The organism is Bradyrhizobium sp. IAR9 (genome assembly GCF_013408065.1).
Taxonomy (GTDB): Bacteria; Pseudomonadota; Alphaproteobacteria; order Rhizobiales; family Xanthobacteraceae; genus Bradyrhizobium.
On record NZ_JACBZW010000012.1, the window covers coordinates 48808 to 71537 of the forward strand.

A 22730-nucleotide genomic window follows, 5' to 3' on the forward strand; every position below is an offset into this window, starting at 1 on the left:
TCCTGCCGCAAGCCGCCAGAGCCGGAATGAGCGCTTCTGGCTCTCAGCTGGCTATTCGGGACTGAGCAGGCTGCGCGCCGGACCTCTCTTTCGCTGCGCGAGAGCTGGCACGAGCGCCGGTGGCTCGCCCGCGATGCGCATTGCGAAATAGGCGATCGTGGCTTGAAGACCATCCTTCAGTGCCACCCGCGGGCGCCATCCCAACAGCCGCATAGCGGTGTCAATGACGGGCTTGCGGCGCTTTGGATCGTCTTTTGGCAGCGCCTCGAAGCGGAGCGGCGAGGCCGAGTCCGTATACGTCAGAACCTCTCGGGCTATAGCTTCGATCGTCACCTCGTGCGGATTGCCGAGGTTGCAGGGACCGGTCACCGATGAGGAGCTTTCCATCAGCAACTGGAGGCCTCGCACGAGATCATCGACGAAGCAGAAGCTTCTGGTCTGCGTACCGCCACCATAGATCGTAATCGGCTCCCCGCGCAGGGCCTGCACGATGAAGTTGGAGACGACACGGCCATCGTTCTCCAGCATGCGTGGGCCGTAGGTGTTGAAGATGCGCGCCACCTTGATCTCGGTCTCCCGCGTGCGGTTATAGTCGAACATCAGTGTTTCGGCGGCGCGCTTGCCCTCGTCGTAGCAGGCTCGTGGCCCGATTGGGTTGACGTTACCGAGATAGGATTCCGGCTGTGGGTGCACCTCCGGATCACCGTAGACTTCGCTCGTGGAAGCTTGCAGGACGCGGGCACCCTTCCGGTGCGCGAGCTCGAGCAGGTTGATGGTACCGAGCACGCATGTCTTCATCGTGCCGACCGGATCCTTCTGATAATGCCGGGGCGAAGCTGGGCAGGCGAGGCTGTAAATGCGGTCAATTTCCCCGTCGATCTCGATCTCCTCCTGCACGTCATGCTCGATGAACCGGAAGTTCGGATGGTTCAGCAGTGGCCTGATGTTGTCGATGCTCCCCGTGAAGAGATTGTCAAGGCAGATCACGGCGTTGCCATGTTGCAAAAGAGAATCGCAGAGATGAGAGCCGATGAAGCCGGCACCGCCAGCAATGAGCGCGGTCGGCGAGCGGCGGAGCGTAGGAATGCGGGTCTGGAGTTTCATTGCAGGCTCTCTTCGGCGACTTGAAAGGGACGGCTGGCGGCAGGCCGCGAGGATTTGCGGCGGCGGTGCGCGGCTGCTTCGGCGTAGTAATCCTCCAGCTGGCAGGCCCGGTGATCGGCGGTGTGACCGGTCAGAACGCGTCGGCGAGCGCATTCCGCAATAGTGCGCCGACGCTCCTCGGGCATGTCGCGCAGGATCTCGATGACGTCGCGCGGGCTTGAGGCCAGCAGGATTTCCCGCGACGGTGCGAAGATTGTTTCGATACCCGGCCAATGGTCAGAGATCACGGGCGTGCCGCAGGCAGCGGCTTCGAACAGGCGAACGCTCGGCGAAAAACCCAGCGCACGCATGTCGGCGCGGGTCGCGTTGAGGGTGAATCGCTGTTCCGCATAGAACCCCGGGTGCTGTTTTGGCGCGAGGTGCTCGATCCGCACGACATTATCGGGCCAGACGATATCAGCGGGATATTGCGCCCCTGCGACCGCGAACTGCTCTGACGACAGCGTGCGCGCCGGGGACAGGAGCAGCTGTTCGAGGATGGACTGCCGGTCCTCACTATAGGTCCCGAGATAGCCGAGGGCCCATCTAACCTCCGCCTGTTGCGGAGCGTAAGCCACAGTGTCGGCGCTGCAATAGAGAACCCGGGCCATCGGGCTTCCATACCGCTCCTCGATCATGTTGGGCACGGGCCCGCCGGCGAATGACAGATAGAGGTCGAAGCGTGGGATCATTGCGGCTGACAGGTAGTTCAGGCCTTCGTCGAGCCTCGCGAGCGTTACGGGCGTGTCGATGTCATAGAACGCGGTGATTCCCCGCGCCTGACTCGTGATCCACTCGGAAACGGCAATGCCGTCGGGCACATAAGAACCGATGATGACGAGGTCGGCGCCCCGGATCAGCTTACCGAAGCGGCGAGGCACGTCCTTCAGCGACTGGTAAAGCTCGACCGTCCACGACGACGGCTTGGTCAGATCGCGATGCTCGCGATACCAGGGGACGTCGCGCTCGAGGAAGGTGACATGGTGACCACGTCGCGCCAGGCCCTCGATCAGGGCGCGATAGGTCGTGGCGTGACCATTGCCCCACGACGATGTGACCGAAAGACCGACGACGACGATACTGAGGTTCATTCTGCTGCCTCGATGCGCGAGCTGCTTCCGACAAAGAGTTGGTTGAACTGGCGGGCGCGATGCCAATAGGTGTGTTGGCTCAGGACGCGTGCGCGGGCACGGTTGGCGATCGCGGCGGCGCGATCGGCGCAGAGCGCGCTGAGATGGCCCGCCACCTCAGCTCCACTCGCAGCCACCAGCACCTCGCGATCCGGCTCGAGAAAATGGTCGATACCCGGCCATTGATCGGTGATCAGGCAGGCGCCGGCCCCGATCGCCTCGAACACCCGCGTCGGCGGCGAGAAGCCGTAGCGCGCCATGCTGTCGCGATTGACGTTGAGGGTGGCAAGTCCGGAGCCGAAGAAAGCGTTGTGCTCGCCGGTGCCGACATGACCGATCTTGCGGAGATTGCTTGCCGTGTCCTTGGTCTCCCAGCCGGAGCCGCCGAGCAGGAACGACTTGTCCGGCAGCGCGAGTGCGACGTCGAGAAAGAAGTGTTCGACCCGCTGTTCGCGATCAGGCAGGCGGTTTGCCAGCAGGCTGAGATCGCAGGCGAAGTTCGGTCTTGGCGGGAACGGAAAATGCGTCTCAGGATCAAGCGCGTTGTAGATAGGTACGCAGTCCCGCACGCCCATGGCGCGGTAAGCCGACACGACGCCGTCGCCGCCGCCGTAGGTCAGCACCATGTCGTAGGAGGGAATCGCACCGCGCAGATGATGGCTCGGATCGTTCGCCATCGCTTCGAGAGTGGCGGGGGCATCGACATCCCAGTAGATCCGTAGGGTCCGGGCGGGCAGGGCCGCAACCGCGATCTCCAGCTCCTCATCGAAGACGCCGACGCCGCTGGCCTTGATCAGCATGTCGGCCGATCGCGCCGCCGCATCGAGAGAGCCGCGCCAGCCATCGGACGTTGCGGGGTAGACGACGACCCTAGCCCAATCGGGATCGGCGATGTCGCGATGGGCCTGCCGCTCGAACGCGTCGGGCTCGAAGAAGGTGATGTCGTGTCCGAGCGCCGCAATCTGCTTGAGCATGCCGCGATAATAGGTGGCGGCACCGTTCCAGTAGGACGAGACGAGGCTGGATCCGAAGAAGCAGATCTTCATGCGGAGGCTCCACTGTATCGCAGAGGCCGGGACGAATCGTCAGAGGCGCGAATGGCCTCCACAATGCCCACGAGCTGTTGCGCGCGATGACGGCAAGTATGGCGCTCGCGGATCGTCCGCAGCCCCGCGACCAGCATGGCGGCGGACATTTCCCGATCATCGAGCACGGAACGGAGCGCGCGCTTCATCTCTTCGCCACTGGCGGCCTGGAGATAGGCGCCGTCAGGAAACAGGCCTTCCACGTCGGACCAGGGGGCCGAGACCAGGGGAATGCCGCAGGCGAGCGCCTCGAACACCCGAATGGTGGGGATGCCCGGAAGCGAGCGCACATAGGGCCCGCGAGGAACGTGAACGGTCGCGCGCGCTCCCGCGAAGGCGACCGGCGCCCAGTGCGCCGGCAGCCAGCCTCCATAGCGGATGCCCGCGGCCTGGATGGTCTGGAGAGCGGCATCAGAGTAGCGAACGCCGTAGACGCTCGCGCTCAACTTCAGTTCAGCAACGGGCTCGACCAGAAACTCGTTGAGTTCGGCGCTGCGTTCGCCGTCGCCCCAATTGCCGATCCAGACCAGATCGTCGGTGCGCTCGATATGCGGCAAGGGGTGATACATGGTCGTGTCGGCTGCCTCGTGCCAGGTATAAGCACGGTCTGCCCAGCCGAGATTCATGTAGATCTGACGAAGCACCTCGCCGAAGGCGAGCACGCCGTCGAACGCGTCGAGGTCGAAGTGCGCGAGCTCGTCCGGCGCGGTGACCGCCCGATGATGGGTGTCGTGGAACAGCAGCGTGAAGGGGGCGCCGTGCGCGCGGCTATATCCGATCTGCCCGATCACGTCGGGCGAATTCCATTCGTGCACGACGACGAGATCGGCACCATCCAGAGCCTCATCGAAATCGAGTGAAGCATCGTAGCGACGAATGGAGATGCCGGGGAAGAGCCGGCCGATGTCTTGCAGGGCCTGACTGCCGCTTTCGCGGATGGCATTCAACCGGCTCCAGCCATCGACCGGCTCGAACACCACGACCTCGTGGCCGAGTGCATGCAGCTCGCGGGCATAGCCGCGCAGGAAATGGGCGTTGCCGTTGTTCCAGCAGGAGGTGAATGCGTGGTAGAACAGAACGCATTTCATGCGCGCACCTCGATCTGACCGGCTTGCGTTGACCTGCGATCAGAGGCGTGCAGCCCCTCGTAGAGCTTGAGATAGGCGCTGGTCGTGCGCGCCAGGGAATAGGTCAGGGAATGTTCATACGCCGCGCGTTGCAGGCGCGTCCTTTCGAGATCATCGGCGCAGAGTTTGACGAGGATTCGGTGCAAGGCCTGACTGTCGCCGGCATCGAAGAACAGCGCTGCTCCGCTCCACAATTCCCGGAACGTTGGAATATCCGACAGCACGAGCGCGCAGCCGGCGGCGGCCGCCTCCAGAACGGAGAGGCCGAACGGCTCGTACAGCGCTGGGCTGACGAAGATTGCTGCGTGTCGGAGATGTTCGCGCAGGGCGCTGTGCGGCAATGGACCAAGCCAGGCGATGCCGAGGGGATCCATCTCGGCCGGGCCCGCGACCTCGACCGGCCAATCCAGTCCTGGCGCAGCCTCAGCCAAGACTTCGATATTCTTGGCACGATCCCACAGGCGGCCGGCCGCGAAGATCAGCTCCCGCTTTCGGCTTGGCGCGGCGCCAGCCGCAATCCCATTCCAGATCACGGCGCCGGGAGAGCGCGGGTGATAGATCTCAACGATGTCATCGTGAAAGGACTGGCTCGGGCAAACCCATGCCTGCGTATTGTTGAGCGCAGCGGCCACCCGGTCCGTGTAACGCGCCCATCGGGGCTCCCCGAGCCATGCCGAATCCTGGCAGGCCAGCGCCCATGAGTTGACGCAGGAATGCGCGACGAGAACGGTCGGCGCATGCCACGGCAGGGTTGCCTCCCGAAAACTGTTGAGGTGGGCGACGTCGGGCCTGAGCCTCGCTTCGAGGCCGGCGAGGACACGTTCGGCCTTGGGAAAGTCGCGTCCTTCCGGATCTTGCCACTCCAAAGCGAGGTCGGTTTCGACGAGGCGGACTCGAGAGTCGCGCAGCATCTCGCGCTGGTCGGCGCGCGCGGGCGGGCCCATGGTTGCCAAGGTAACTTCGGCGCCCGAGGCGGCAAGGCTCGCGGCGAGGGCGCAGGAATAGGTCCATACGCCCCCGACGGTGTCGGTCGTCATCAGGATTTTGATGTCCGCATCTCGGCTCATGGCGCCACCGGATGTTCGAGGGCATCGAGGGGCATCGGCCGATCGTTCTGCACGTCGCTGAACTGGTCGTACATTCCGAGATAATGCCGGTGCGCGCGCTCCCAGGCGAAATCGTCGGCTTCGCCCCACAGCTTTCGGTAATCCGGCGAGCCGGGATAAGGGTAGAGCGGGACTGGGTCGTTGGCCCAAATGCCGGCATCCTGCATCTTGCGGCGCCAGCGCTGCACCACGGGATCCTCGTCCTCGGGCACCTCGATCAGATTGGCCTGTACGAAGGGGACGTGGCGCCGGGCCTCGACCAGCCGGTCAGCAAGCTGATCGGTGGTCATCTTGCAGTTCTTGGCGAGCGCCGCCCGTCCCTCGACCGTGAGGCTCTCGATTCCAGCCTCGATCGAAACGCAGCCGGCGCGGCCGAGCAGCGCGAGCATGTCTGGCTTCCAGAGATCGATCCGCGTCTGCACGCCGAATTTGATGCCGCGCGTGCTCAGCCCTTCCAGCAGTTCTGCATTCGGAAGGAATATCTCGTCGATGAAGTAGATATATTCGACGCCTTGGCCGCGCAGGCTGTCGATCTCATCAAGGATGATCGCGGGAGGGCGCTTGCGGTAGGCGTTGCGGAAATTCTCCTTGGCGCAGAACGTACAGTTGTAGGGGCATCCCCGCGAAGCCTCGACCTCCGCGCCGGGGCCGACCGGCTCGGCGTCGAAACGGTGATGGTGGTGATGATGACGCCGGATCATCTCGTCCGGCCAAGCGAGCGCCGGCTGATCCCTGAACTCGACAGCTTGAGGACCGCCATTGACGCGGATTGAGCCACCGTCGGCAAAGCACAGACCGGGAAAGTCTCGCTCGCCGTTTGCGAGCCTCAACAAGGATCCTTCGCATTCGCCCATTACGACCAGGTCGACGCCGAGCTTCCTGAGCGCCGCCCGTGGGGTCGTTGAGCCGTGCGGACCTACTGCGGCCAGGACTGGCGCGAGATCCCGCGCCGCCGATGCGAGCTCCTGCGGAACGCGCAGCTCCGGTGGCGCGCAACGCCAGAACAGATAGGTCGGCGCCGTCGTGATGACGATCATGTCGGGCTCGAATGCACGCAGTTCGGCCTCGATGTCCCGCAACGACAGATCGAACATGTGCGCATCGAGCAACAGCGTCCGGTGCCCGGCCGCTCTCAGATAATCCTCGGAGATGCCGAGCTCGAGCGGAAGGTGGGAGGACCGGCACCCGAAATAGATGCTGCCGCCGAAATCCCAATTCGGATTGATCAGGGCGACGCGCCTCATGCCAGGGCCTCGCGGTTACCCCGAGCTGCTCCAAAACGACTGTCGAGCCAGGCGTGGAGCGAGCGGAGGCCCTCCGTCAGCGAAACCCGCGGTGCCCAACCGAGTGCGGTCGACAAAGCACGGTTGTCGGTGACGTACCAGGGCTGATCGCCCGGACGCCAATCGGCAAAGCTGTAAGCGATTTCACGACCGGCCAGTTCCGTGATATGGTCGATGAGCTCGCGAAGGCTGACCGCGTTGGCGGGCCCGCCGCCGAGATTGAATACGCGTCCCCGCGCTAGCGCGATGCGATCGAGCACCGCGAGCCAGGCCGCGGCGGCATCCGACACGTGCAAGGCGTCGCGAACCTGATAGCCATCACCATAGATCGTCAACGGCTTGCCGCGGATCGCGCTCAGCAGGAAGTGCGCGATCCAGCCCTGATCCTCAGTGCCGAACTGGCGGGGGCCGTAGATGCAGCTCATGCGCATCACCACGGTCTGGAGCCCGTAGACTCGCGCATAGTCATGGACGTACTGATCGGCGGTTCCCTTGGAGCAGCCATAGGGGCTGTAGAAGTCGAGGGGCGCGTTCTCGGAGATGCCGTCCGCCAGCAGGGCGCTAGTGGGCGTATAACGACGGCCGGTGAGGGCGATCTCACTGTCCTCGATCAGGCGGCCATAGACCTTGTTGGTGGACGCGAATACGATCGGCGCGGTGCTGTTGTGAAGCCGAACCGCTTCGAGCACGTTCAGGGTGCCGCGTGCGTTGATCTCGAAATCGGCAGCGGGATCGCTCACGCTGTCCGTGACGGCGACCTGAGCTGCCAAATGCAGCACGGCGCGGGCATCGCGTACGGCGTCGATCACCGGGATCAGCTCGCGGACGTCGGCCACTGCGATGGTGATGAGGTCGCCGTGCCTTGATTTCAGCCATTGCGCGTTCTCGCGCACGCCCGCGCGAGCTAGATTGTCCAGCACCAATACACGCTCGCCGCGCTTCGCCAGCCGGTCGGCAAGATTACAGCCGATGAAGCCGCAACCTCCGGTGATTAGCACGGGCCTGCTATCTTGCTCATTCATCACGCAACCAACCCTCGTTGTAGCAGCTCCTGCGTAGCCCGCTCGGCCTGGTCGTCGGCAACCTGGTCTGCGAGATAATCCGCGAGTTCCTCCAGGCCGTCCTTGAAGGACACATGCGGCTCGAAGCCGAGAAGGTCGCGCGATTTGCCGATGTCTGCGAAGCAGTGCCTGATGTCGCCGGCGCGGTATTTGAGCGTGATCTCGGGCGCGATATCGCTGTGTCCCATGACCTCGGCGAGGTCCTCGGCCACCGACAGGATGGTGCGGCTTTGGCCCGAGCCGACGTTGAAGACATCAAGCGCATGTTCGGCTTCCAGCGCGATGCGGCAGGCACGGGCGACATCATGCACGTGAACGAAATCGCGACGTTGCTCGCCATCCTCGAACACGAGCGGGGGGCGCCCGTTGAGGAGCCGCGCGGCGAAGATGGCAAGCACGCCGGTATAAGGATTCGACAGGGCCTGACGGGGGCCGAAAACATTGAAGAAGCGCAGCGCGACGGTCGGAATACCGTAAGCCTTGCCGGTGATCAGGCACATGCGTTCCTGTGCATACTTGTTCAGCGCATAGATCGAGCTGAGTGAAGGCAACTTGGTCTCCGGCGTAGGCACCGGCTCGAGCGGATGCCCGGCCGTGTCGCGCAACCCCCATTCCCCTCGGCGGAGCTGTTCGATTGATCGTTCGTCGCAGGCAACGACGCTTTGATCGGGCCTGCGATAGAGGCCTTCGCCATAGATGCTCATGGACGAGGCGACGACCAACCGTTCGACGGGGCGCTTCGACAAGGCTTGGAGCAGTACGGCGGTGCCCAGCTCATTCGTCCGCACATAGGGCTCAATGTCGTACATGCTCTGGCCGACGCCAACGGCGGAAGCGAGATGCAGCACCATGTCGGCGCCGCGCAGCGCGTGGTCCACGGCAAGGCTGTCGGTGACGTCGCCAACGACGAGTTCGGCATCGTCGGCGAGATAGGTCGGGCGCTGGCGGTTGCTGCCGTGAACCTGCGGCGAAAGGTTGTCGAGCAGACGGACTTCGTAGCCCGCCGCCAGCAGAATGTCCGTCGCATGAGAGCCGATGAAGCCCGCGCCCCCCGTAATCAATACCCGCGTCATTCACCGCTCCGTGCAACCTTAAGACCGATCCGCTCGGATCGGTCGATGATGTCTGGTGAAGCGCACCTTGCTGACTGGTCGGATGACCTGCGCGCCGGTCACGTATGGACTCAGAAGCAATGCGAGGAATGTTCGTTCCTCGGAATTGTACAAACGAATATTTCTATAACCTGGATCAATAACCCAAGTGAATCGGTGTGCTGACGACGTCTAGAAATGCACCCCGTGAAGCGGCTGGGGCAGGTCAAGATGCCTTGCCGCGGTGGCGCCGATATCGGCAAAGCCGGCGCGGCGGCCGACGGGAGAAGAAGATTGCGTCGTCCAGGCCAGGATTGGCACCTGCTCGCGAGTGTGATCGGTGCCGCTCCAGGTGGGATCGCAGCCGTGATCGGCGGTGATGATGAGAAGATCATCGCTGCGCAATCGGGACAATAGTTCGGGCAGGCGATCGTCGAAGGCTTCCAGTGCCGTGGCATAGCCGGTAACGTCTCGGCGGTGGCCGTAGAGCGTGTCGAAGTCGATGAAGTTGGCGAACAGCAATCCGCCATCCGCAAGGCTCGCCAGTCCCCTCAGTGTGGCATCGAAGAGCGCCATGTTGCCATCGCCGCGCAAGTTTCGCCCTGTCGCGCGATGAGCAAAGATGTCGTCGATCTTGCCGATGGTCACGATGTCACGGCCGGCGCTCGCGGCGTGGTCCAGGATGGTGTTTTCAGGGGGCAGCACGGAAAAATCGCGCCGGTGCGCCGTCCGCTTGAAGTCGCTCGCGCTTGTGCCGACGAAAGGGCGGGCAATGACGCGGCCGATGTTGAGGGGATTGATCAGTCGTCTTGCGATTGCGCAAATCTCGTACAGACGTTCGAGCCCGAAAGTCTGCTCATGCGCTGCGATCTGGAACACGCTGTCGGCTGAGGTGTAGCAGATCGGCATTCCCGTTCGCATGTGGCGCTCGCCGAACTCTGCGATGATCTCTGTACCGGACGCGTGGCAATCTCCATGGATCCCGGGTAGCGCGGCCTGATCGCACAATGCGTTCGTCAGATCCGCGGGAAAGCAGGGCTTGGTTCGGGGGAAATAGCCCCATTCGAACGGGACCGGCACTCCGGAGATCTCCCAATGGCCCGACGGTGTATCCTTGCCCTTCGAGATTTCGCTTGCGCAGCCAAATTGCCGGTGCTCGACCGGACCGTCCAGGCCCGGCGGCACGCGACCGTTAGCGAGGCTGCAGGCTTGGCCAAGGCCCAGCGCGACGAGATTCGGCAGATAGAGCGGACCCTCGCGGGCGTTGCTGTCGGCCCGCCCAGCCGCGCACGCGTCCGCGATGTGACCGACGGTGTTGGCGCCATCGTCGCCATAGCGTGCGGCATCCGGCGCACCGCCGATGCCGACGGAGTCCATGACCAGGATCAGGGCACGCATGTTGGCTCTCCGATGGGAGGATCGGCCGATGCTGGCGAGGCGGCAAGACCGGTCTTCGAGCAGTAACGATCGACCATCGATGCGCAGAAATCGGCGAATTCATTGACATCGAGCGGCGGGCTGGTGTGATGCGGCTCGATGCCTCGATGCTCAGGCGTGAAGCAGAACGTGACGGTGACCTGAAATTCCGCCAGCGTCTCCATCTGGCGGTCGAACCAATCTAGCGCATTCGGACGGAAACTGTCAGCCCATGACAGGCCAGTCCTGAGATGGGTCACGCCGAGACGGCGCATCCATTGCACGGCATTGTCGAGGCGATGATCCTCAAAGTGAAACCACTGGCACAGCCCCATGGCCGGGGCATAGGCGCCGAACAGGTTGGCGGCCGCCTTCGGCGTGCCATCCTCGCGCAGCAGGCCCATGTGGAAATGCCTGTAATAGGACGAGCCCTCAGCTTCCTTGTGCCGCGTCGTGGCTTCCCATGCGGAGGGAAGGTCATAAAGGCTGTACCAGTGAATGCGCGGCGCGCGGCCGATCAGGAGCTCGGCGGTGCGCAACAGGCCCCAGGCCTGCACCTCTTCGGCGCCGAACGAGGAGACGCCGACCTCGGTGACCCAGACGGGAAGCGCGGTGACCGCCTTGATCTCCTCGATCTTGGCCGGCCACTCGCCGATCCGCCACAGGTTCCAGTCGAGCGGAAAGCCGTGTACGGCGACCGCGTGGAAATGGTCGAGAACGTCGCGGCTCTGCATTTTCCGCATGAAGGAGGGGTCGATCGGCGAGATGCCGCCAAGCACGATGGGCAGCGCGGGCCGAGTACTGCGGATCGCCTTGCCGGCCGCAATGGCAAGGTCCGCGAACATGGACCAATCCGGATCGATCTGAAGATCCCAATGTGATTTGTTGTTCGGCTCGTTCCAGATCTTGGCGGCCTCGATCATCAGCTAGTACTCCGGGATGGATAGACGGGACCGTCGATTTGAGGCCGATCGGTTCGCCTGCAGAGGTAGACTTCCTCCTCAGGATGTGCGGTGATCGCGAAGCCGGCGCTGCGCAGCATGGCCTCAACGCAGGCCCGGTTCGGCACCCACCAATTGGTGGGATCGTCGGCATATTTGTGCTCGATGAAGTGCAGCTTGGGATAGCCGGCGGAATCGAACTGGTCGGTGGTCCAGAAATCGTAATTCTTGTCGATCGTATCGACATGGCTGGTGCCGCGCTGCATCGACTGGAACAGCAGGAGATCCGTGGCGACGTGCTCATGGATGAGATCCAGCGCCAGCAGCGGATGACGCAGATGATAGAGCACGCCCATGAAGATCACGAGATCGAACTTCTCGCGGAGCTGTCCGACGTCGTAGGTCGACATCTGGCGGAATTCGATCCTGAGGCCGTTCACCTCGGCGGCGAAGCGGGCCTGAGCGAGGTACTCCTCGTCGGTATCGAGGCCAAGCACGCGCTCGGCGCCCCGCCGCTTCATCTCCATGGCGTAGAAGCCGGCATTGCAGCCGATGTCGAGTACGCTCTTGCCGTCGAGCCGGTCCGGTATGATTCCCGCGAAGCGGCGCCATTTCACGTTGGGATAGTCGCCCAGGAAGTGGGTGGGGGCGGTCGGCACACCGTTGAGGTCGAGATTGTGAAACCACGGCCCGAGCGCGTCGATGCGCCTGCGAATTTCCTCGCGCGTGAGTAGCGCTCTCGTCATGCAGTCGCTCCATTCTCCATTGCAGCGATCGGTCGAGTTCCATCCGCGGCGTCAGCCCGCAATCTCGATCGACTGTCGGCGCCTGTGCTCTCCGCAAGGAGCGCCATTGCCGTGCGATAGCCGCCGACGGTCCCGATATCGACATAGGACTCGCCTGCCTTGATCCCGATGCCACTGCCGCCGGCCTGGAGATAAGCATTGACCAACGTGCCGAAATATTCGTCCCGCTGGTCCCGGTCGATCCAGAGTTCGTGCAGTTCGCGGAAGCCGTGGGCGGACATCCTGAATGCGCCCCAGATCCATCGCGATGATGGGTTCGATTGCTTGACCTGGATCTCCCGCACGCTATCGCCGTCGAGCACGACGGCGTCGAAGAATTCCGGACGCTCGACGGGGAAGAGCAGGAAGGAGAGGTGGGTCTCGGGCAGCGCCCGCAAGGCGGCTTTTGGAAACCACACGGTGTCGGGCAGGCCGACGACGATGTCCTCCTCTTGGCCGACCACGGTACCGGCCCTGAAGACGGCGTCACATAGGCCGGATGCGTCGGGCTGGACGACATAAGCGAGCTGGGCACTGCCATAATGATCGCCGAAATATTCCAGAATGTCGGATTTTCCCGGCGAGATCACGAAGCAGATCTTGTCCGCGCCGCCGAGGATCAGGCGCTCCAGCAGATACTCGGAGACCGCGCAGGGCCGCTCGGTGCCATCGTCGCACCGGCTGCCGACGGGCAGCAACTCCTTGGAGAAAGCCAGCGGCTGGATACGACTGCCGCGGCCCGCGGCCGGAACGATGCCCCACATGTCAGGCCTCCTCGGATTGCTGGTAACGCGCACCGCTGGATACCGCCTGCTCGAGCAGCGCCACCAGCTCGCGCGCCCGTATGTCGGATGTATGCTGATCCATCGTCCGCTCATAGGCGTATCTGGCGATGGTTTGGAGCTCGGCGCTCGACATCGCCAGCACGGCCAAGGCGTCCTTTGCGCCGCGAGCGATCAGGATCTCCCTGCCGGGCGTGAAGAACTCTTCGATGCCCGGCCAGTCGTCGCTCAGGAGCGGGACACCGCAGGCCGCGGCCTCGAACAGACGGCCGGAGGGGCACCAGCCCATTTCAGCCATGGCTTTGCGCGTGACGTTGAGGGTCAGGCGCGAGGACGCGAAGAACGGCGCATGCTCCGATGGCGGCAGATGCCGCACGAAGTAGATGTTTGGCGACCACGGAAAGTCGTCAGGATATTGGGCTCCGCCGATCAGGAAACGCAGGTCATGCCGCGCTCGTGCCGGTTCGACGAATAGCGCTTCGAGCCCGTGCTGGCGGTCTTCGGAGTAGGTGCCGAGATAGGACAGATCCGCGCGGTAGTGCGGTTGAGGCGGCACCGGTCGATGAATATCGCTATCGACGTGGCCGTATAGAGGGCGGATGTCGCGGGCGCCGAGCCGCTCGCGGAATTCGTGGATAACGCGCGGTCCGCCCGTGAAGCTGAGGACGAGCGGGAAATCACGTAGACCTCGCGCCCCGATATAAGGAACGGACGTTCCTGCCATGAGCCGGGCCAACGTGATCGGAGTGTCCAGATCATAGAAGACGGGAACGGCGCGCCCTTCGGACATGATCAGGTCGGTCGCCGCAATTGCGTCGGGACAGTAGGACGTCACGATCGCGATATCGGCATCTCCTATGTCGCTGCGGGCGAGGGAGCGGGTCTCCTCCCAATTCGAGAACAGCTGCAGTTGGCCGCCCGGCAATTCATTGTAGTCCCGGGCGCCGGCATAATAGGGCACGTCGCGCTCGTAAAAGACAACAGTGTGGCCGAGACGCGTCAGATGTTTGCAGAGGCCGCGCCAGAGTGTGGCGTGGCCGTTGCCCCAGGAGGACGAGATCGTCAGTCCAAAAATGACGATCTTCACGCCGGCACCCGTTGGTTGATCCCGGTAATCCTGAACCCGCCTCTGTCAGCGCTGAGAGTGCTGATGCTGGATGGATCGATCTTGATCGAGAGGAAGTCGTCAAGACGCCTGCGTGCGTAATGCAGCAGCGCCGCACGGATCGGCTCGGCATGACTGACGGCGATGACGGCGCCAGTCGAATGGTCGTTGCGCAATTGCTCCAAATGGCCGACGACACGCTTCTGGAGCGACCGCATGCTCTCGCCTCCGGGTGGGCGGGTGCTGCCGCGCCGCCTGTTCCAGCGTGACCATCGCGGATCCCTGCCGAGTTCCTCGAACGATCGTCCGGTCCATTCGCCATAGTCGAGCTCGTCGAGCGCGGGGACGATCTCGATCGGCGATCCGAAGTGCGCCGCAAGAATGGAGGCCGATTGCATGCAGCGCCGCTGCGGGCTCGACTGGATCAAGGCAGGCTGCGGACTGACGTTGGTCGCACAACGCGCGACTTCCTCGCAACCGATGTCATCAAGTGTGACGCCGTTCATCCGGCCGCACAACGTGTGGCCGAGCAGGGCGTGGTGACCATGGCGGACAAGATGGATGATCCCGACCATTAGCTGTACGCCTTGTCGTCGATGAAGGCGCGCGTCCGCCGTCCAGCCTCTTCGTCGGTGAACTGCTGCGGCGGCGATTTCATGAAATAGCTCGAAGGGCCGGTCAGGGCGCCGCCCTGGCCGCGGTCCATGGCGAGTTTTGCGCAGCGGACCGCGTCGATCACGACGCCCGCCGAGTTCGGTGAGTCCCACACTTCGAGCTTGACCTCGGCGCTCAGCGGCACGCCGCCGAACGTCGTGCCTTCGAGCCGGATGAAGGCGAGCTTGCGATCGGTCAGCCAGGGTACGTGGTCGCTCGGCCCGACGTGAATGTTGTCGGGATCCATCGGGACGTCGAACTGGCTGGTGACCGCCTGGGTCTTGGATATCTTCTTCGAAGTCAGCCGCTCGCGTTCCAGCATATTCTTGAAATCGGTGTTTCCGCCGATATTAAGCTGATATGTGCGGTCCAGCCGCACGCCGCGGTCGCGAAACAGATTGGTAAGCACGCGGTGCACGATAGTCGCGCCGACCTGGCTCTTGATATCGTCGCCGATGATCGGAAGGCCGGCATCGTCGAACCGCCGCCGCCAGTCCGGATTTGAGGCGATGAAGACAGGGATGCAATTGACGTAACCGCAGCCGGCTTCGATCGCGCGTGCCGCATACCATTCGCTTGCGCGTTGTGAGCCGACGGGCAGGTAGGACACCAGAACGTCGGTGCGCGACATCGCCAGGACTTCCGAAACATCGGCCTCCGGCACGTCAGCGACCGGAACGTCATCTTCGAGATAATGACCGATGCCGTCCATCACCGGGCCACGTTGAACAACCACGCCAGTCTGATCGACATCAGCGAAGCGATGCGTGTTGTTTGGCTTGGCGAAGATGGCATCGGCGACGTCGCGCCCGACCTTGCCGGCGTTGACGTCGAAGGCCGATGCGATCTGGATATCGTTGATGTGGTACCCGCCGAGGTCGACGTTCATCAGGCCGGGCACAGGCTCGTTCGACTTGGCGTTCCGATAGTAGGTGAGACCCTGGACGAAGGAGCTTGCGCAGTTGCCGACGCCGACGATACCGACGCGTACGCGCCGCCTGTCCTGAAGACGGGAGTGCATGGACGAAAACCTCCGGAAAAACGCGCTGCGTCAGCGTAAGTAGGTCGGCGAACGTGCCGGAAGGTATATTCGTTCCTGCTTCCAAGCCGCTATGCCTGCGCGCGGATCGATTCCGGGCAAGAAAATGCACCGGGCTTAACCTGGGATAGAATCCGGGGCTGCATGAAAGGAACGAAGATCATCTTGGATGAAGATGAAGAAGATGATGCAGGTCGTCTCGCATCAGCCGCCTCGCGCCGTAAAGAACAAATCTTGCCGACCCGCGTTTCACGGCAGATGGTTCGATGCTATGCCGTGACATTGCCGGACCTACCAACACGCGAGGTGCCGCATGACATCCAAAAGCCAGAGCAGCGAAGCCCAGCAGACCACCGACCACGCCGCGATCCGCAAATGGGTGGATGAGCGCAGTGGCCAGCCGGCGACGGTCAAGGCAACCGAGGAGGACGGGCATGCCGGCATCCTGCGTATCGATTTCGATCCGCCGGATGAGGGACCCGACCGTATCGGCTGGGGCGAATTCTTCGAGAAATTCGATCAGGCTGATATTGCCTTCCTGCACCAGGACCGGACCAGCGACGGCAAGCTGAGCCGTTTCCACAAATTCGTCCGCCGCTAGCCGGATCGCCGGCGATGGCGAACGACTGGGTGGAGGCGATGCGCGCGGGCGATTTCGCGCGCGCCTGGGCCATTAACGACCGCGATCTGGCAGTGCTGGCCTATCCGCCAAAGCACACCGGCCCGCGTCATCTCCAGCGGATCTGGCGTGGAGAGCCGCTCACGGACAGGCACGTGCTGGTGCGCTGCTACCACGGGCTCGGCGACACCCTCCAGTTTCTGCGCTTCATGCAGCCTCTCCGCGACTTGGCGCGCAGCGTCACGGTCTGGTGTCAGGCCGGACTGTTGCCGCTGGTGGAGCGCACGACAGGCGTCGATCGCGCACTTGCGCTCCATGAGGGGACGCCCGAAACAGATTTCGAGGTGGATATAGAGATTATGGAGGTACCGCACGCTCTCAAGGTCGGACGAGAGCAAGTCGAGATGCCCGCGCCATATTTGACCCTGCCGGCAAGGAGCACGCCTGTTTCAGTCGACGGCGAAGTTCTGGCCGTCGGCCTGGTCTGGGAAGTTGGCCAATGGGACAAGCGACGGGCGATTGCGCCCGCAATGCTGCGACATCTCGCTGTCCCTGGCGTAGCGCTTCACTCGCTTCAGAGGGATGCGCCAGCTGAAGATCTCATCCCGATCGGCGCATGCGACATCAGTACGCCGGACATCCCGACCCTTGGCCATCTTCTGTGCCAGCTCGATCTGGCCATTTGCGTAGATACCATGGTCGCACATCTCGCGGGCGCGCTCGGATGCGAGGCCTGGGTGCTGCTGCACGCCGACTGTGACTGGCGGTGGCCGTCATCAGGGTGCCGTTCACTTTGGTATCCGAGCTTGCGGTTGTTTCGTCAAAAGGCGGCCGGCGACTGGGGCGCTGTGATCTCTGAAGTGGCCGAAGCATTGCGGGGGCGTGCGAACTGCAGCAAAGGGTCGCATAAATACCGTCAGGCCGGCACGACGGCGGCTTTAGCCGATTCCAATTGGGCCGGCCGCGCGCTTTGATCGCACGGCCGGATGCCGAGATAGTCGGGCTCGAAGCCCGCCAGCCGAACCAGCCCGGGCCAGTCCGAGATCACCAGAGTCTTGCCCTGCCATTTCAACAGGTTGCCTTGCCGTAATTCCTGGATGGTACGGTTGGCGTGGACGGGAGAGATGCTGCAGGCCGCGGCGAGGTCGGATTGGGTGAAGGGCGAAGACAACCTCAAATCCTTGGCGAGCCCGACATTTTGCAGTCGCGTGGTGATCTCGCAGAGCAGGTGGGCCACTCGTGTCAACGCATCCCGGCTGCCGAGATTGATCGTCCAGTTGCGCTGTATGGCGTGGTCACGAAGCAGTATCAGCAGCAGGGTACGCGACAACGCAGACGAGCGAGCTGATAGTTCGCGGAAGAAGCGATGTGGCACGAGCGCGACAACGGCGGGGCCGAGCGCAATGAGGTTGCCGTTGATGCGGGGCCGGTAGAGTGTCTGGAGGTCAGCGATGTCGCCGGGCACAGAGATCGATGTGATCTGCCCGTTTGCTCGCTGGGCATCCTGCCAGGACAGATAACCCTGGAGCAGCACGCAGCATTGATGGCTGTCATCGCCGTGGCGCAGGATCGCCTGATGTGAATTGAGGTGCGCGATTGTGCTCGGCATCTCTGCCAGCAGATCGAGATCGTGGGCGGTCACGTCACCGAGACTCGCCAGGTGATCGGCGAGCCTGGAAAAGGCAAATCCAGTCTGCATTGGTCTTCCGATCGCCCGCGCCTCCACCAACTCTGACTCAAATGGAAAAGGGCAGGCAATAACCTGTGATACGGTCTATCGATTCATGCGTATTCGACCTTCGACGATCTTCAATGTTCCCACTGAAACGAGATCACACTAGGAGGCCGCTGCGAGCCACGCGAAAATTTATCTACGGGTCGCTCGATCTTTAACAATGTTTAATCTCCCCCGTCCCCGTTGCCTTAGTCGGGGGTCTTTCAGTGGAGGCGGCTTCGATGTTAGACACCGATACGACGGCGATTTTGCGCGCCATGCTCGAGGAAGTTGCGAAAGCATCTCCCGTCGCGAGATTGGTGCCCGGACTCACGTGGCCTCGAAGCTTCTGCTCTTGACGACCTCAGGCAGGCCGGTTCCAGGGCTTTGTCCGAAGCCTCCGTCGCGCGGAGGTAAAGGTGAGAGGAACGAGCGTCCTATCTGGAAATTTGAGCAAGGTCTCCATCGGAAGACGCTCATGCACGAAGTTGATGCCTCCTCACTCACTGCTACCCTGACGAGGGCCACGGACGACATCTGGATCGTCGACGATGCACCCATCAGTGCAGCGGGCTTGCGCCTGCCTGTTCGCATGACGGTCATCCGGTTGTCGAACGGCGACCTTATCCTGCACTCGCCGGTGCGATATTCGCGAGCTCTGCGCGATGAGCTGGAACGTCTGGGTTCGATCGAATATTTGATGGCGCCGAACGTTGCGCATTGGACGTTTTTGCCTGCTTGGCAGAGAGAGTTGCCGCAAGCACGGACCTTCGCGGCGCGCGGACTTTCGGCGCGGAAGCAGGCACGCGAGGCCGGCCTTCGCATTGATCGCGAGCTTGGCGAGACCACCCCTGAAGAGTGGGCGGTCGAGCCCGAGACCGTCTCGTTGCAGGCCCCGATATTTTCCGAGGTGGAGATATTCGACAAACGGAGCCGCACATTGGTCCTGACGGATCTCGTGCAAAATCTCGATCCTCATCATCTTCCTCCCTCAAACCAGACCGCCGCAAGCCTGCTTGGCATCGCCAAGCCGGACGGGATGGCACCGATCTATTTGCGGATGTTGTTGCGCCTGGGCGGCCGTTCCGTCCAAGCCGCGGCAGAGCGGCTCGTGGGCCTTGCGCCCGAGCGGGTCATTTTTGCCCACGGCGACTGGTTCGAAAACGGCGGCACACAGCGTCTCGGCCGGTCACTGCGATGGCTGCTTCCTAGGAGCACTTCGCGATCGCCGACCCGGTCAATGGCAGGCACGCGCGTGGTCATTACGGGGGCATCCAGCGGAATAGGCCGGGCTGCGGCGCTGGCATTTGCGCGGGAAGGGGCGAGCGTGGCGCTCGCCGCGCGGCGCGGCGAGGTCCTGAGTGGCCTAGCGGCGGAGTGCGAGGCGCTGGGAGGCCGCGCCGTGGAAGTCCCGACCGACGTTAGCGATGCCGAAGCGGTGCAGCGACTGGCCAGGCAGGCGGAGGACGCCTTCGGCGGGATCGACGTCTGGATTAACAATGCCGGCACGGGTGTGTTCGGCGCCTACCAGGACGCCGATCTTGCACTTCATCGCCGTACTGTTGAGGTCAATCTGCTGGGAGCCATGCACGGCGCCTTCGCAGTGCTTCCGATCTTCCTGCGCCAGAAGCGAGGCATCCTGATCAACAATATCTCGCTTGGGGGATGGGCGCCGACACCGTTCGCTGCGGCCTATACCGCAAGCAAGTTCGGCCTGCGGGGATTCACGGCAAGCCTGCGGCAGGAGCTCGGGGCACATCCTCACATCCATGTCTGCGGTGTGTTCCCGGCGATGGTGGATACGCCGGGATTCGTCCACGGCGCCAACATGTCCGGGAAGAGGCTCGATCCGGGCCCGTTGTTGTACCAGTCCGAAGACGTTGCCCAGACCTTTTTGAACTTGGTTCGCGCGCCACGCGATGAAATGGCCGTCGGGTGGCCGGCCCGTGCCGGTCAGATGGCCTACGCCGTGGCGCCGAAGCTGACCGAGGATTTGCTCGGAGGCGCCTTCCGGTTTCTCTTGTCGCGCGCGCGACGGGCTCCGATCAGCGAGGGAAGCATGATCGAGGCATCTCCGCCGGGCACGTCGGTCGACGGAGGTTGGCTGGCGCGGAAGCAGCTTCCGCCGGCTGGGGTCATCAGCACAGGGCTAGCTGTGCTTGGAATAGCAGCGTGTGCGGCCTTCGCAGCCTTGGCAGTTGCTCGTCCGCGCCGGCAGAACAGGATAAGACGTCGCCGAGCATACACGCATCGTACCGACGGGCATCATGGCAGCGCGTAGGCCCGCACGTAGTCACCGAGCTTGGTGCCGAACGAGCCGTGCCCGCCATCGACCGTCACGACATATTGCTTGCCGCCTGCCTCATATGTCATCGGCGTGGATTGACCGCCGGCGGGAAGGCGATCCTGCCAGAGCTGCTTGCCGTCGCGGACGTCGAACGCCCTGATGTAGTCGTCCATCGTCCCCGTGATGAAGACGACGCCCCCCCGCGGTCACGGTCGGTCCGCCCAGCATGGGAACCCCGAGCTTGAACGGCAGCGGGAGCGGGGCCTGGTCGCGGATCGTGCCGATGCGGTGCTGCCACACCACCTTATGCGTCTTGAGGTCAATGGCGGCGATATTGCCCCAGGGCGGGGCAAGGCAAGGGATGCCGAGCGGCGACAGGAAGATGCCGAGATCGATGCCGTAGGGTGCGCCGTACATCGGCTGCACGCCGAGCTCGGTGCCAGGTGGATGCGCCGCGTTCGGCGCGGCGGGATTGTCCTTCTCGCGCGGCACGAGGCGCGAGACGAAGGAAATGGATTGCGGATTTGCGATGGCGATCTGGCGCTGCGGGTCGACTGCGATGCCGCCCCACTCGAACATGCCGAAATCGCCGGGGAACACCAGCGTGCCTTGCTCCGAGGGTGGCGTGAACGGTCCCTCGTAGCGGAGACGCCCAAACTTGATGCGACAGGCCAGCTGGTCGAACATTGTGCTGCCTCACATCTCCGCGCCCGTCAGCACGCCGGGCGGACGGAAGCTCAGCCCCGAGAAGGGTTGGGTAGGAGACAGCCTGTCGCCGGGCGCGGCGCCCTGCGGCACCGGCTTCTCCGGCGCGGGCACCAGTTGATGTCCGTCGCGACGGTCGAGCACGAAGATGTCGCCGGTCTTCGCCGGAATGTAGATCGCAGGCGTGGTGCCGCTATTCGAACGCAGATCGACCAGGCTCGGCTGCGAGGGCATGTCCATGTCCCAGAGATCGTGATGCACGTTCTGGAATGACCAGCGCAGCTTCCCGGTCGTGATGTCGAGTGCGATCAGCGCTGAATCGTAGCGCTCCTTGTCAGGCGAACGGCCACCGCCCAGATATCCGGAGAGCTCGAGCCGAGCGGGATATAGACGAGCCCGAGATTTTCATCGACCGCCGAGATGCTCCACGAATTCGGTGAGCCCGCCGTGAAATGGTGTGAGGCCGACGGCATCTCGTTCGGATCGGGATTGCCTGCGTCGAAGGCCCAGATCAGCCGTCCCGAATAGATGTCGAAGCCGCGGATCACGCCTGACGGGACCTTGTCGGAATAATTGTCGATGACGGCACCACCGACGATCAGCACCTTGTCGGTCACGACAGGCGGCGAGGTGCCCTCGTTGAAGCCGAGCGTCTGGACCTCGCTACCTTCCTTGAGGTCGATCTGCCCATGATCGCCGAAGCTGGCACAAGGCAAGCCACTCTGCGCATCCAGCGCAAACATCCGGCCGTCATTGGTCGGCACGAAGATGCGTTCCAGACAATCACCTGGCGCCTGGCGCCGTCGGCCGTCACGGCGCCAGGCTTCGTGGCGTGATAGGACACGCCGCGGCAGGTCATGTGCTGGAAGGCCTTTGTGCTGGACCTGTGGATCGAACTTCCAGCGCAACTGGCCGGTCGCCATCGAGCGCGAACACGATCTGGTGCGGCGAGCAGGTGTAGAGCAGGTCACCGATCTTGAGCGGCGTTGCCAGGTTGGTGATCTCGTCGGGATCATCAGGACCCCTGTGATCGCCCGTGCGGAATTCCCAGGCGAGCTTGAGATGCTTTACATTGGCTATAGTTATCTGGGAGAGCGCGGAATAGCAACCGCTGCCGCCATAAGCCGTCCAGTCCGCGCCGGCGGTGGGCGGGGCTGCTTCGGAGGAGACAACGGCGCCGGTGTTGCGCTGTCCGCGATGGTGCCGGCAAGGTCGTGACGATCGCGCGTCAGGGAGAAAGCGAGCACGCCGGCGGCCACGATCGGCACCAGGCCGCGCGCCCATCGCGCGGTCCGCATCCGCGGTATCAGGCGGCCCGCGATGAACGGCAACAGCAGCCAGACGCCCAATGGTGCAAGCACGTCGCCGCGCGGCGCGAGCGACCAGAAATCCAGCCCGGCTTCCCAGATCGCCCACGCCAAGGTGCCGAGCAGCAGCGGGCATAGACCCGGAGCGCCTCGGCACGCCGGCGCGCGAGCAGCCAGCTCGTGAGGAGGAGCGTGATGCCGGCAACGAGATAGTAGACGGAGCGGCTAAGCGCCGCGAGCCACGCACCACCGGCAACGAGACCAACTCCCATGATGGCGACGACCACAACGGTCATGGCCAGCAACGGCGTATCACGGAACAAGTTTGCAGAGCGGGATGTGGAGTTCAT

Annotated in this window: 19 protein-coding genes and 1 pseudogene; 3 read left to right on the top strand and 17 right to left on the bottom strand. The window is 63.3% G+C overall.

Features of this window, described 5'->3' with window-relative positions; genetic code table 11:
* Positions 1-51: 51 nt before the first annotated feature.
* From GGD67_RS27545 to GGD67_RS27615, 15 genes are all read right to left on the bottom strand, one after another.
* On the bottom strand, positions 52-1104 hold the full coding sequence (locus GGD67_RS27545) for a UDP-glucuronic acid decarboxylase family protein (protein WP_179737299.1): 1053 nt from the start codon (positions 1102-1104) through the stop codon (positions 52-54).
* Complete coding sequence (locus tag GGD67_RS27550) at positions 1101-2234, bottom strand: glycosyltransferase (RefSeq protein ID WP_179737301.1); 1134 nt, start codon at positions 2232-2234, stop codon at positions 1101-1103. Before GGD67_RS27550 ends, GGD67_RS27545 begins: the two co-directional genes overlap by 4 nt.
* A complete protein-coding gene (locus GGD67_RS27555; protein WP_179737303.1) occupies positions 2231-3319 on the bottom strand; it encodes a glycosyltransferase in 1089 nt (362 codons plus the stop codon). Before GGD67_RS27555 ends, GGD67_RS27550 begins: the two co-directional genes overlap by 4 nt.
* Entirely contained in the window at positions 3316-4446 is a 1131-nt protein-coding gene (locus GGD67_RS27560; protein ID WP_179737305.1) for a glycosyltransferase, read from the bottom strand. The genes GGD67_RS27555 and GGD67_RS27560 overlap by 4 nt, the downstream gene beginning before the upstream one ends.
* On the bottom strand, positions 4443-5552 hold the full coding sequence (locus GGD67_RS27565; RefSeq protein WP_179737307.1) for a glycosyltransferase family 4 protein: 1110 nt from the start codon (positions 5550-5552) through the stop codon (positions 4443-4445). The genes GGD67_RS27560 and GGD67_RS27565 overlap by 4 nt, the downstream gene beginning before the upstream one ends.
* Entirely contained in the window at positions 5549-6835 is a 1287-nt protein-coding gene (locus tag GGD67_RS27570) for a TIGR04295 family B12-binding domain-containing radical SAM protein (protein ID WP_179737309.1), read from the bottom strand. The genes GGD67_RS27565 and GGD67_RS27570 overlap by 4 nt, the downstream gene beginning before the upstream one ends.
* Positions 6832-7896 carry an NAD-dependent epimerase/dehydratase family protein gene (locus GGD67_RS27575; RefSeq protein ID WP_179737311.1) on the bottom strand — a complete coding sequence of 355 codons (1065 nt, stop codon included), beginning with the start codon at positions 7894-7896 and terminating at the stop codon, positions 6832-6834. Before GGD67_RS27575 ends, GGD67_RS27570 begins: the two co-directional genes overlap by 4 nt.
* On the bottom strand, positions 7896-9008 hold the full coding sequence (locus GGD67_RS27580; protein WP_179737314.1) for an NAD-dependent epimerase/dehydratase family protein: 1113 nt from the start codon (positions 9006-9008) through the stop codon (positions 7896-7898). Before GGD67_RS27580 ends, GGD67_RS27575 begins: the two co-directional genes overlap by 1 nt.
* A gap of 210 nt (positions 9009-9218) precedes the next feature.
* Positions 9219-10424, bottom strand: a complete 1206-nt coding sequence (locus GGD67_RS27585) for a phosphopentomutase (RefSeq protein ID WP_179737316.1) — start codon at positions 10422-10424, stop codon at positions 9219-9221.
* Positions 10412-11365: a beta-xylosidase gene (locus GGD67_RS27590; RefSeq protein WP_179737318.1), complete on the bottom strand. Its 954-nt coding sequence runs from the start codon at positions 11363-11365 to the stop codon at positions 10412-10414. The genes GGD67_RS27585 and GGD67_RS27590 overlap by 13 nt, the downstream gene beginning before the upstream one ends.
* On the bottom strand, positions 11365-12129 hold the full coding sequence (locus GGD67_RS27595; RefSeq protein WP_091963023.1) for a TIGR04290 family methyltransferase: 765 nt from the start codon (positions 12127-12129) through the stop codon (positions 11365-11367). The genes GGD67_RS27590 and GGD67_RS27595 overlap by 1 nt, the downstream gene beginning before the upstream one ends.
* The gene (locus GGD67_RS27600; protein WP_179737320.1) at positions 12126-12932 is read right to left on the bottom strand and encodes a sugar phosphate nucleotidyltransferase; all 807 of its coding nucleotides are present in this window, start codon (positions 12930-12932) and stop codon (positions 12126-12128) included. The genes GGD67_RS27595 and GGD67_RS27600 overlap by 4 nt, the downstream gene beginning before the upstream one ends.
* 1 nt (position 12933) lies before the next feature.
* Positions 12934-14037, bottom strand: a complete 1104-nt coding sequence (locus tag GGD67_RS27605) for a glycosyltransferase (RefSeq protein WP_179737322.1) — start codon at positions 14035-14037, stop codon at positions 12934-12936.
* Positions 14034-14630, bottom strand: coding sequence for a histidine phosphatase family protein (locus GGD67_RS27610; RefSeq protein ID WP_179737324.1), 597 nt, complete (start codon positions 14628-14630; stop codon positions 14034-14036). The genes GGD67_RS27605 and GGD67_RS27610 overlap by 4 nt, the downstream gene beginning before the upstream one ends.
* On the bottom strand, positions 14630-15730 hold the full coding sequence (locus tag GGD67_RS27615) for an inositol-3-phosphate synthase (protein ID WP_179737326.1): 1101 nt from the start codon (positions 15728-15730) through the stop codon (positions 14630-14632). Before GGD67_RS27615 ends, GGD67_RS27610 begins: the two co-directional genes overlap by 1 nt.
* Positions 15731-16061: 331 nt before the next feature.
* Between GGD67_RS27615 and GGD67_RS27620 the strand changes: the two genes are divergently transcribed.
* Entirely contained in the window at positions 16062-16349 is a 288-nt protein-coding gene (locus GGD67_RS27620) for a hypothetical protein (RefSeq protein WP_179737328.1), read from the top strand.
* A 14-nt stretch (positions 16350-16363) separates the two neighbouring features.
* Positions 16364-17341, top strand: a complete 978-nt coding sequence (locus GGD67_RS27625) for a hypothetical protein (RefSeq protein WP_246784198.1) — start codon at positions 16364-16366, stop codon at positions 17339-17341.
* On the opposite strand, the gene GGD67_RS27630 is transcribed toward GGD67_RS27625, so the two are convergent.
* Positions 17284-18066, bottom strand: a complete 783-nt coding sequence (locus GGD67_RS27630; protein ID WP_179737330.1) for a Crp/Fnr family transcriptional regulator — start codon at positions 18064-18066, stop codon at positions 17284-17286. The genes GGD67_RS27625 and GGD67_RS27630 overlap by 58 nt on opposite strands.
* Positions 18067-18559: 493 nt before the next feature.
* Between GGD67_RS27630 and GGD67_RS27635 the strand changes: the two genes are divergently transcribed.
* Positions 18560-20362, top strand: a complete 1803-nt coding sequence (locus tag GGD67_RS27635; RefSeq protein ID WP_179737332.1) for an SDR family oxidoreductase — start codon at positions 18560-18562, stop codon at positions 20360-20362.
* Here the strand turns inward: GGD67_RS27635 and GGD67_RS27640 are convergent.
* Positions 20347-22730: pseudogene (locus GGD67_RS27640) on the bottom strand (membrane-bound PQQ-dependent dehydrogenase, glucose/quinate/shikimate family). The gene GGD67_RS27635 and the pseudogene GGD67_RS27640 sit on opposite strands and share 16 nt — an antisense overlap.

Bases quoted from the DNA above. Each gene is read 5' to 3' on its own strand.
- GGD67_RS27545 (WP_179737299.1), bottom strand. From the start codon at position 1,104: ATGAAACTCCAGACCCGCATTCCTACGCTCCGCCGCTCGCCGACCGCG.
- GGD67_RS27550 (WP_179737301.1), bottom strand. From the start codon at position 2,234: ATGAACCTCAGTATCGTCGTCGTCGGTCTTTCGGTCACATCGTCGTGG.
- GGD67_RS27555 (WP_179737303.1), bottom strand. From the start codon at position 3,319: ATGAAGATCTGCTTCTTCGGATCCAGCCTCGTCTCGTCCTACTGGAAC.
- GGD67_RS27560 (WP_179737305.1), bottom strand. From the start codon at position 4,446: ATGAAATGCGTTCTGTTCTACCACGCATTCACCTCCTGCTGGAACAAC.
- GGD67_RS27565 (WP_179737307.1), bottom strand. From the start codon at position 5,552: ATGAGCCGAGATGCGGACATCAAAATCCTGATGACGACCGACACCGTC.
- GGD67_RS27570 (WP_179737309.1), bottom strand. From the start codon at position 6,835: ATGAGGCGCGTCGCCCTGATCAATCCGAATTGGGATTTCGGCGGCAGC.
- GGD67_RS27575 (WP_179737311.1), bottom strand. From the start codon at position 7,896: ATGAATGAGCAAGATAGCAGGCCCGTGCTAATCACCGGAGGTTGCGGC.
- GGD67_RS27580 (WP_179737314.1), bottom strand. From the start codon at position 9,008: ATGACGCGGGTATTGATTACGGGGGGCGCGGGCTTCATCGGCTCTCAT.
- GGD67_RS27585 (WP_179737316.1), bottom strand. From the start codon at position 10,424: ATGCGTGCCCTGATCCTGGTCATGGACTCCGTCGGCATCGGCGGTGCG.
- GGD67_RS27590 (WP_179737318.1), bottom strand. From the start codon at position 11,365: ATGATCGAGGCCGCCAAGATCTGGAACGAGCCGAACAACAAATCACAT.
- GGD67_RS27595 (WP_091963023.1), bottom strand. From the start codon at position 12,129: ATGACGAGAGCGCTACTCACGCGCGAGGAAATTCGCAGGCGCATCGAC.
- GGD67_RS27600 (WP_179737320.1), bottom strand. From the start codon at position 12,932: ATGTGGGGCATCGTTCCGGCCGCGGGCCGCGGCAGTCGTATCCAGCCG.
- GGD67_RS27610 (WP_179737324.1), bottom strand. From the start codon at position 14,630: ATGGTCGGGATCATCCATCTTGTCCGCCATGGTCACCACGCCCTGCTC.
- GGD67_RS27615 (WP_179737326.1), bottom strand. From the start codon at position 15,730: ATGCACTCCCGTCTTCAGGACAGGCGGCGCGTACGCGTCGGTATCGTC.
- GGD67_RS27620 (WP_179737328.1), top strand. From the start codon at position 16,062: ATGACATCCAAAAGCCAGAGCAGCGAAGCCCAGCAGACCACCGACCAC.
- GGD67_RS27625 (WP_246784198.1), top strand. From the start codon at position 16,364: ATGGCGAACGACTGGGTGGAGGCGATGCGCGCGGGCGATTTCGCGCGC.
- GGD67_RS27630 (WP_179737330.1), bottom strand. From the start codon at position 18,066: ATGCAGACTGGATTTGCCTTTTCCAGGCTCGCCGATCACCTGGCGAGT.
- GGD67_RS27635 (WP_179737332.1), top strand. From the start codon at position 18,560: ATGCACGAAGTTGATGCCTCCTCACTCACTGCTACCCTGACGAGGGCC.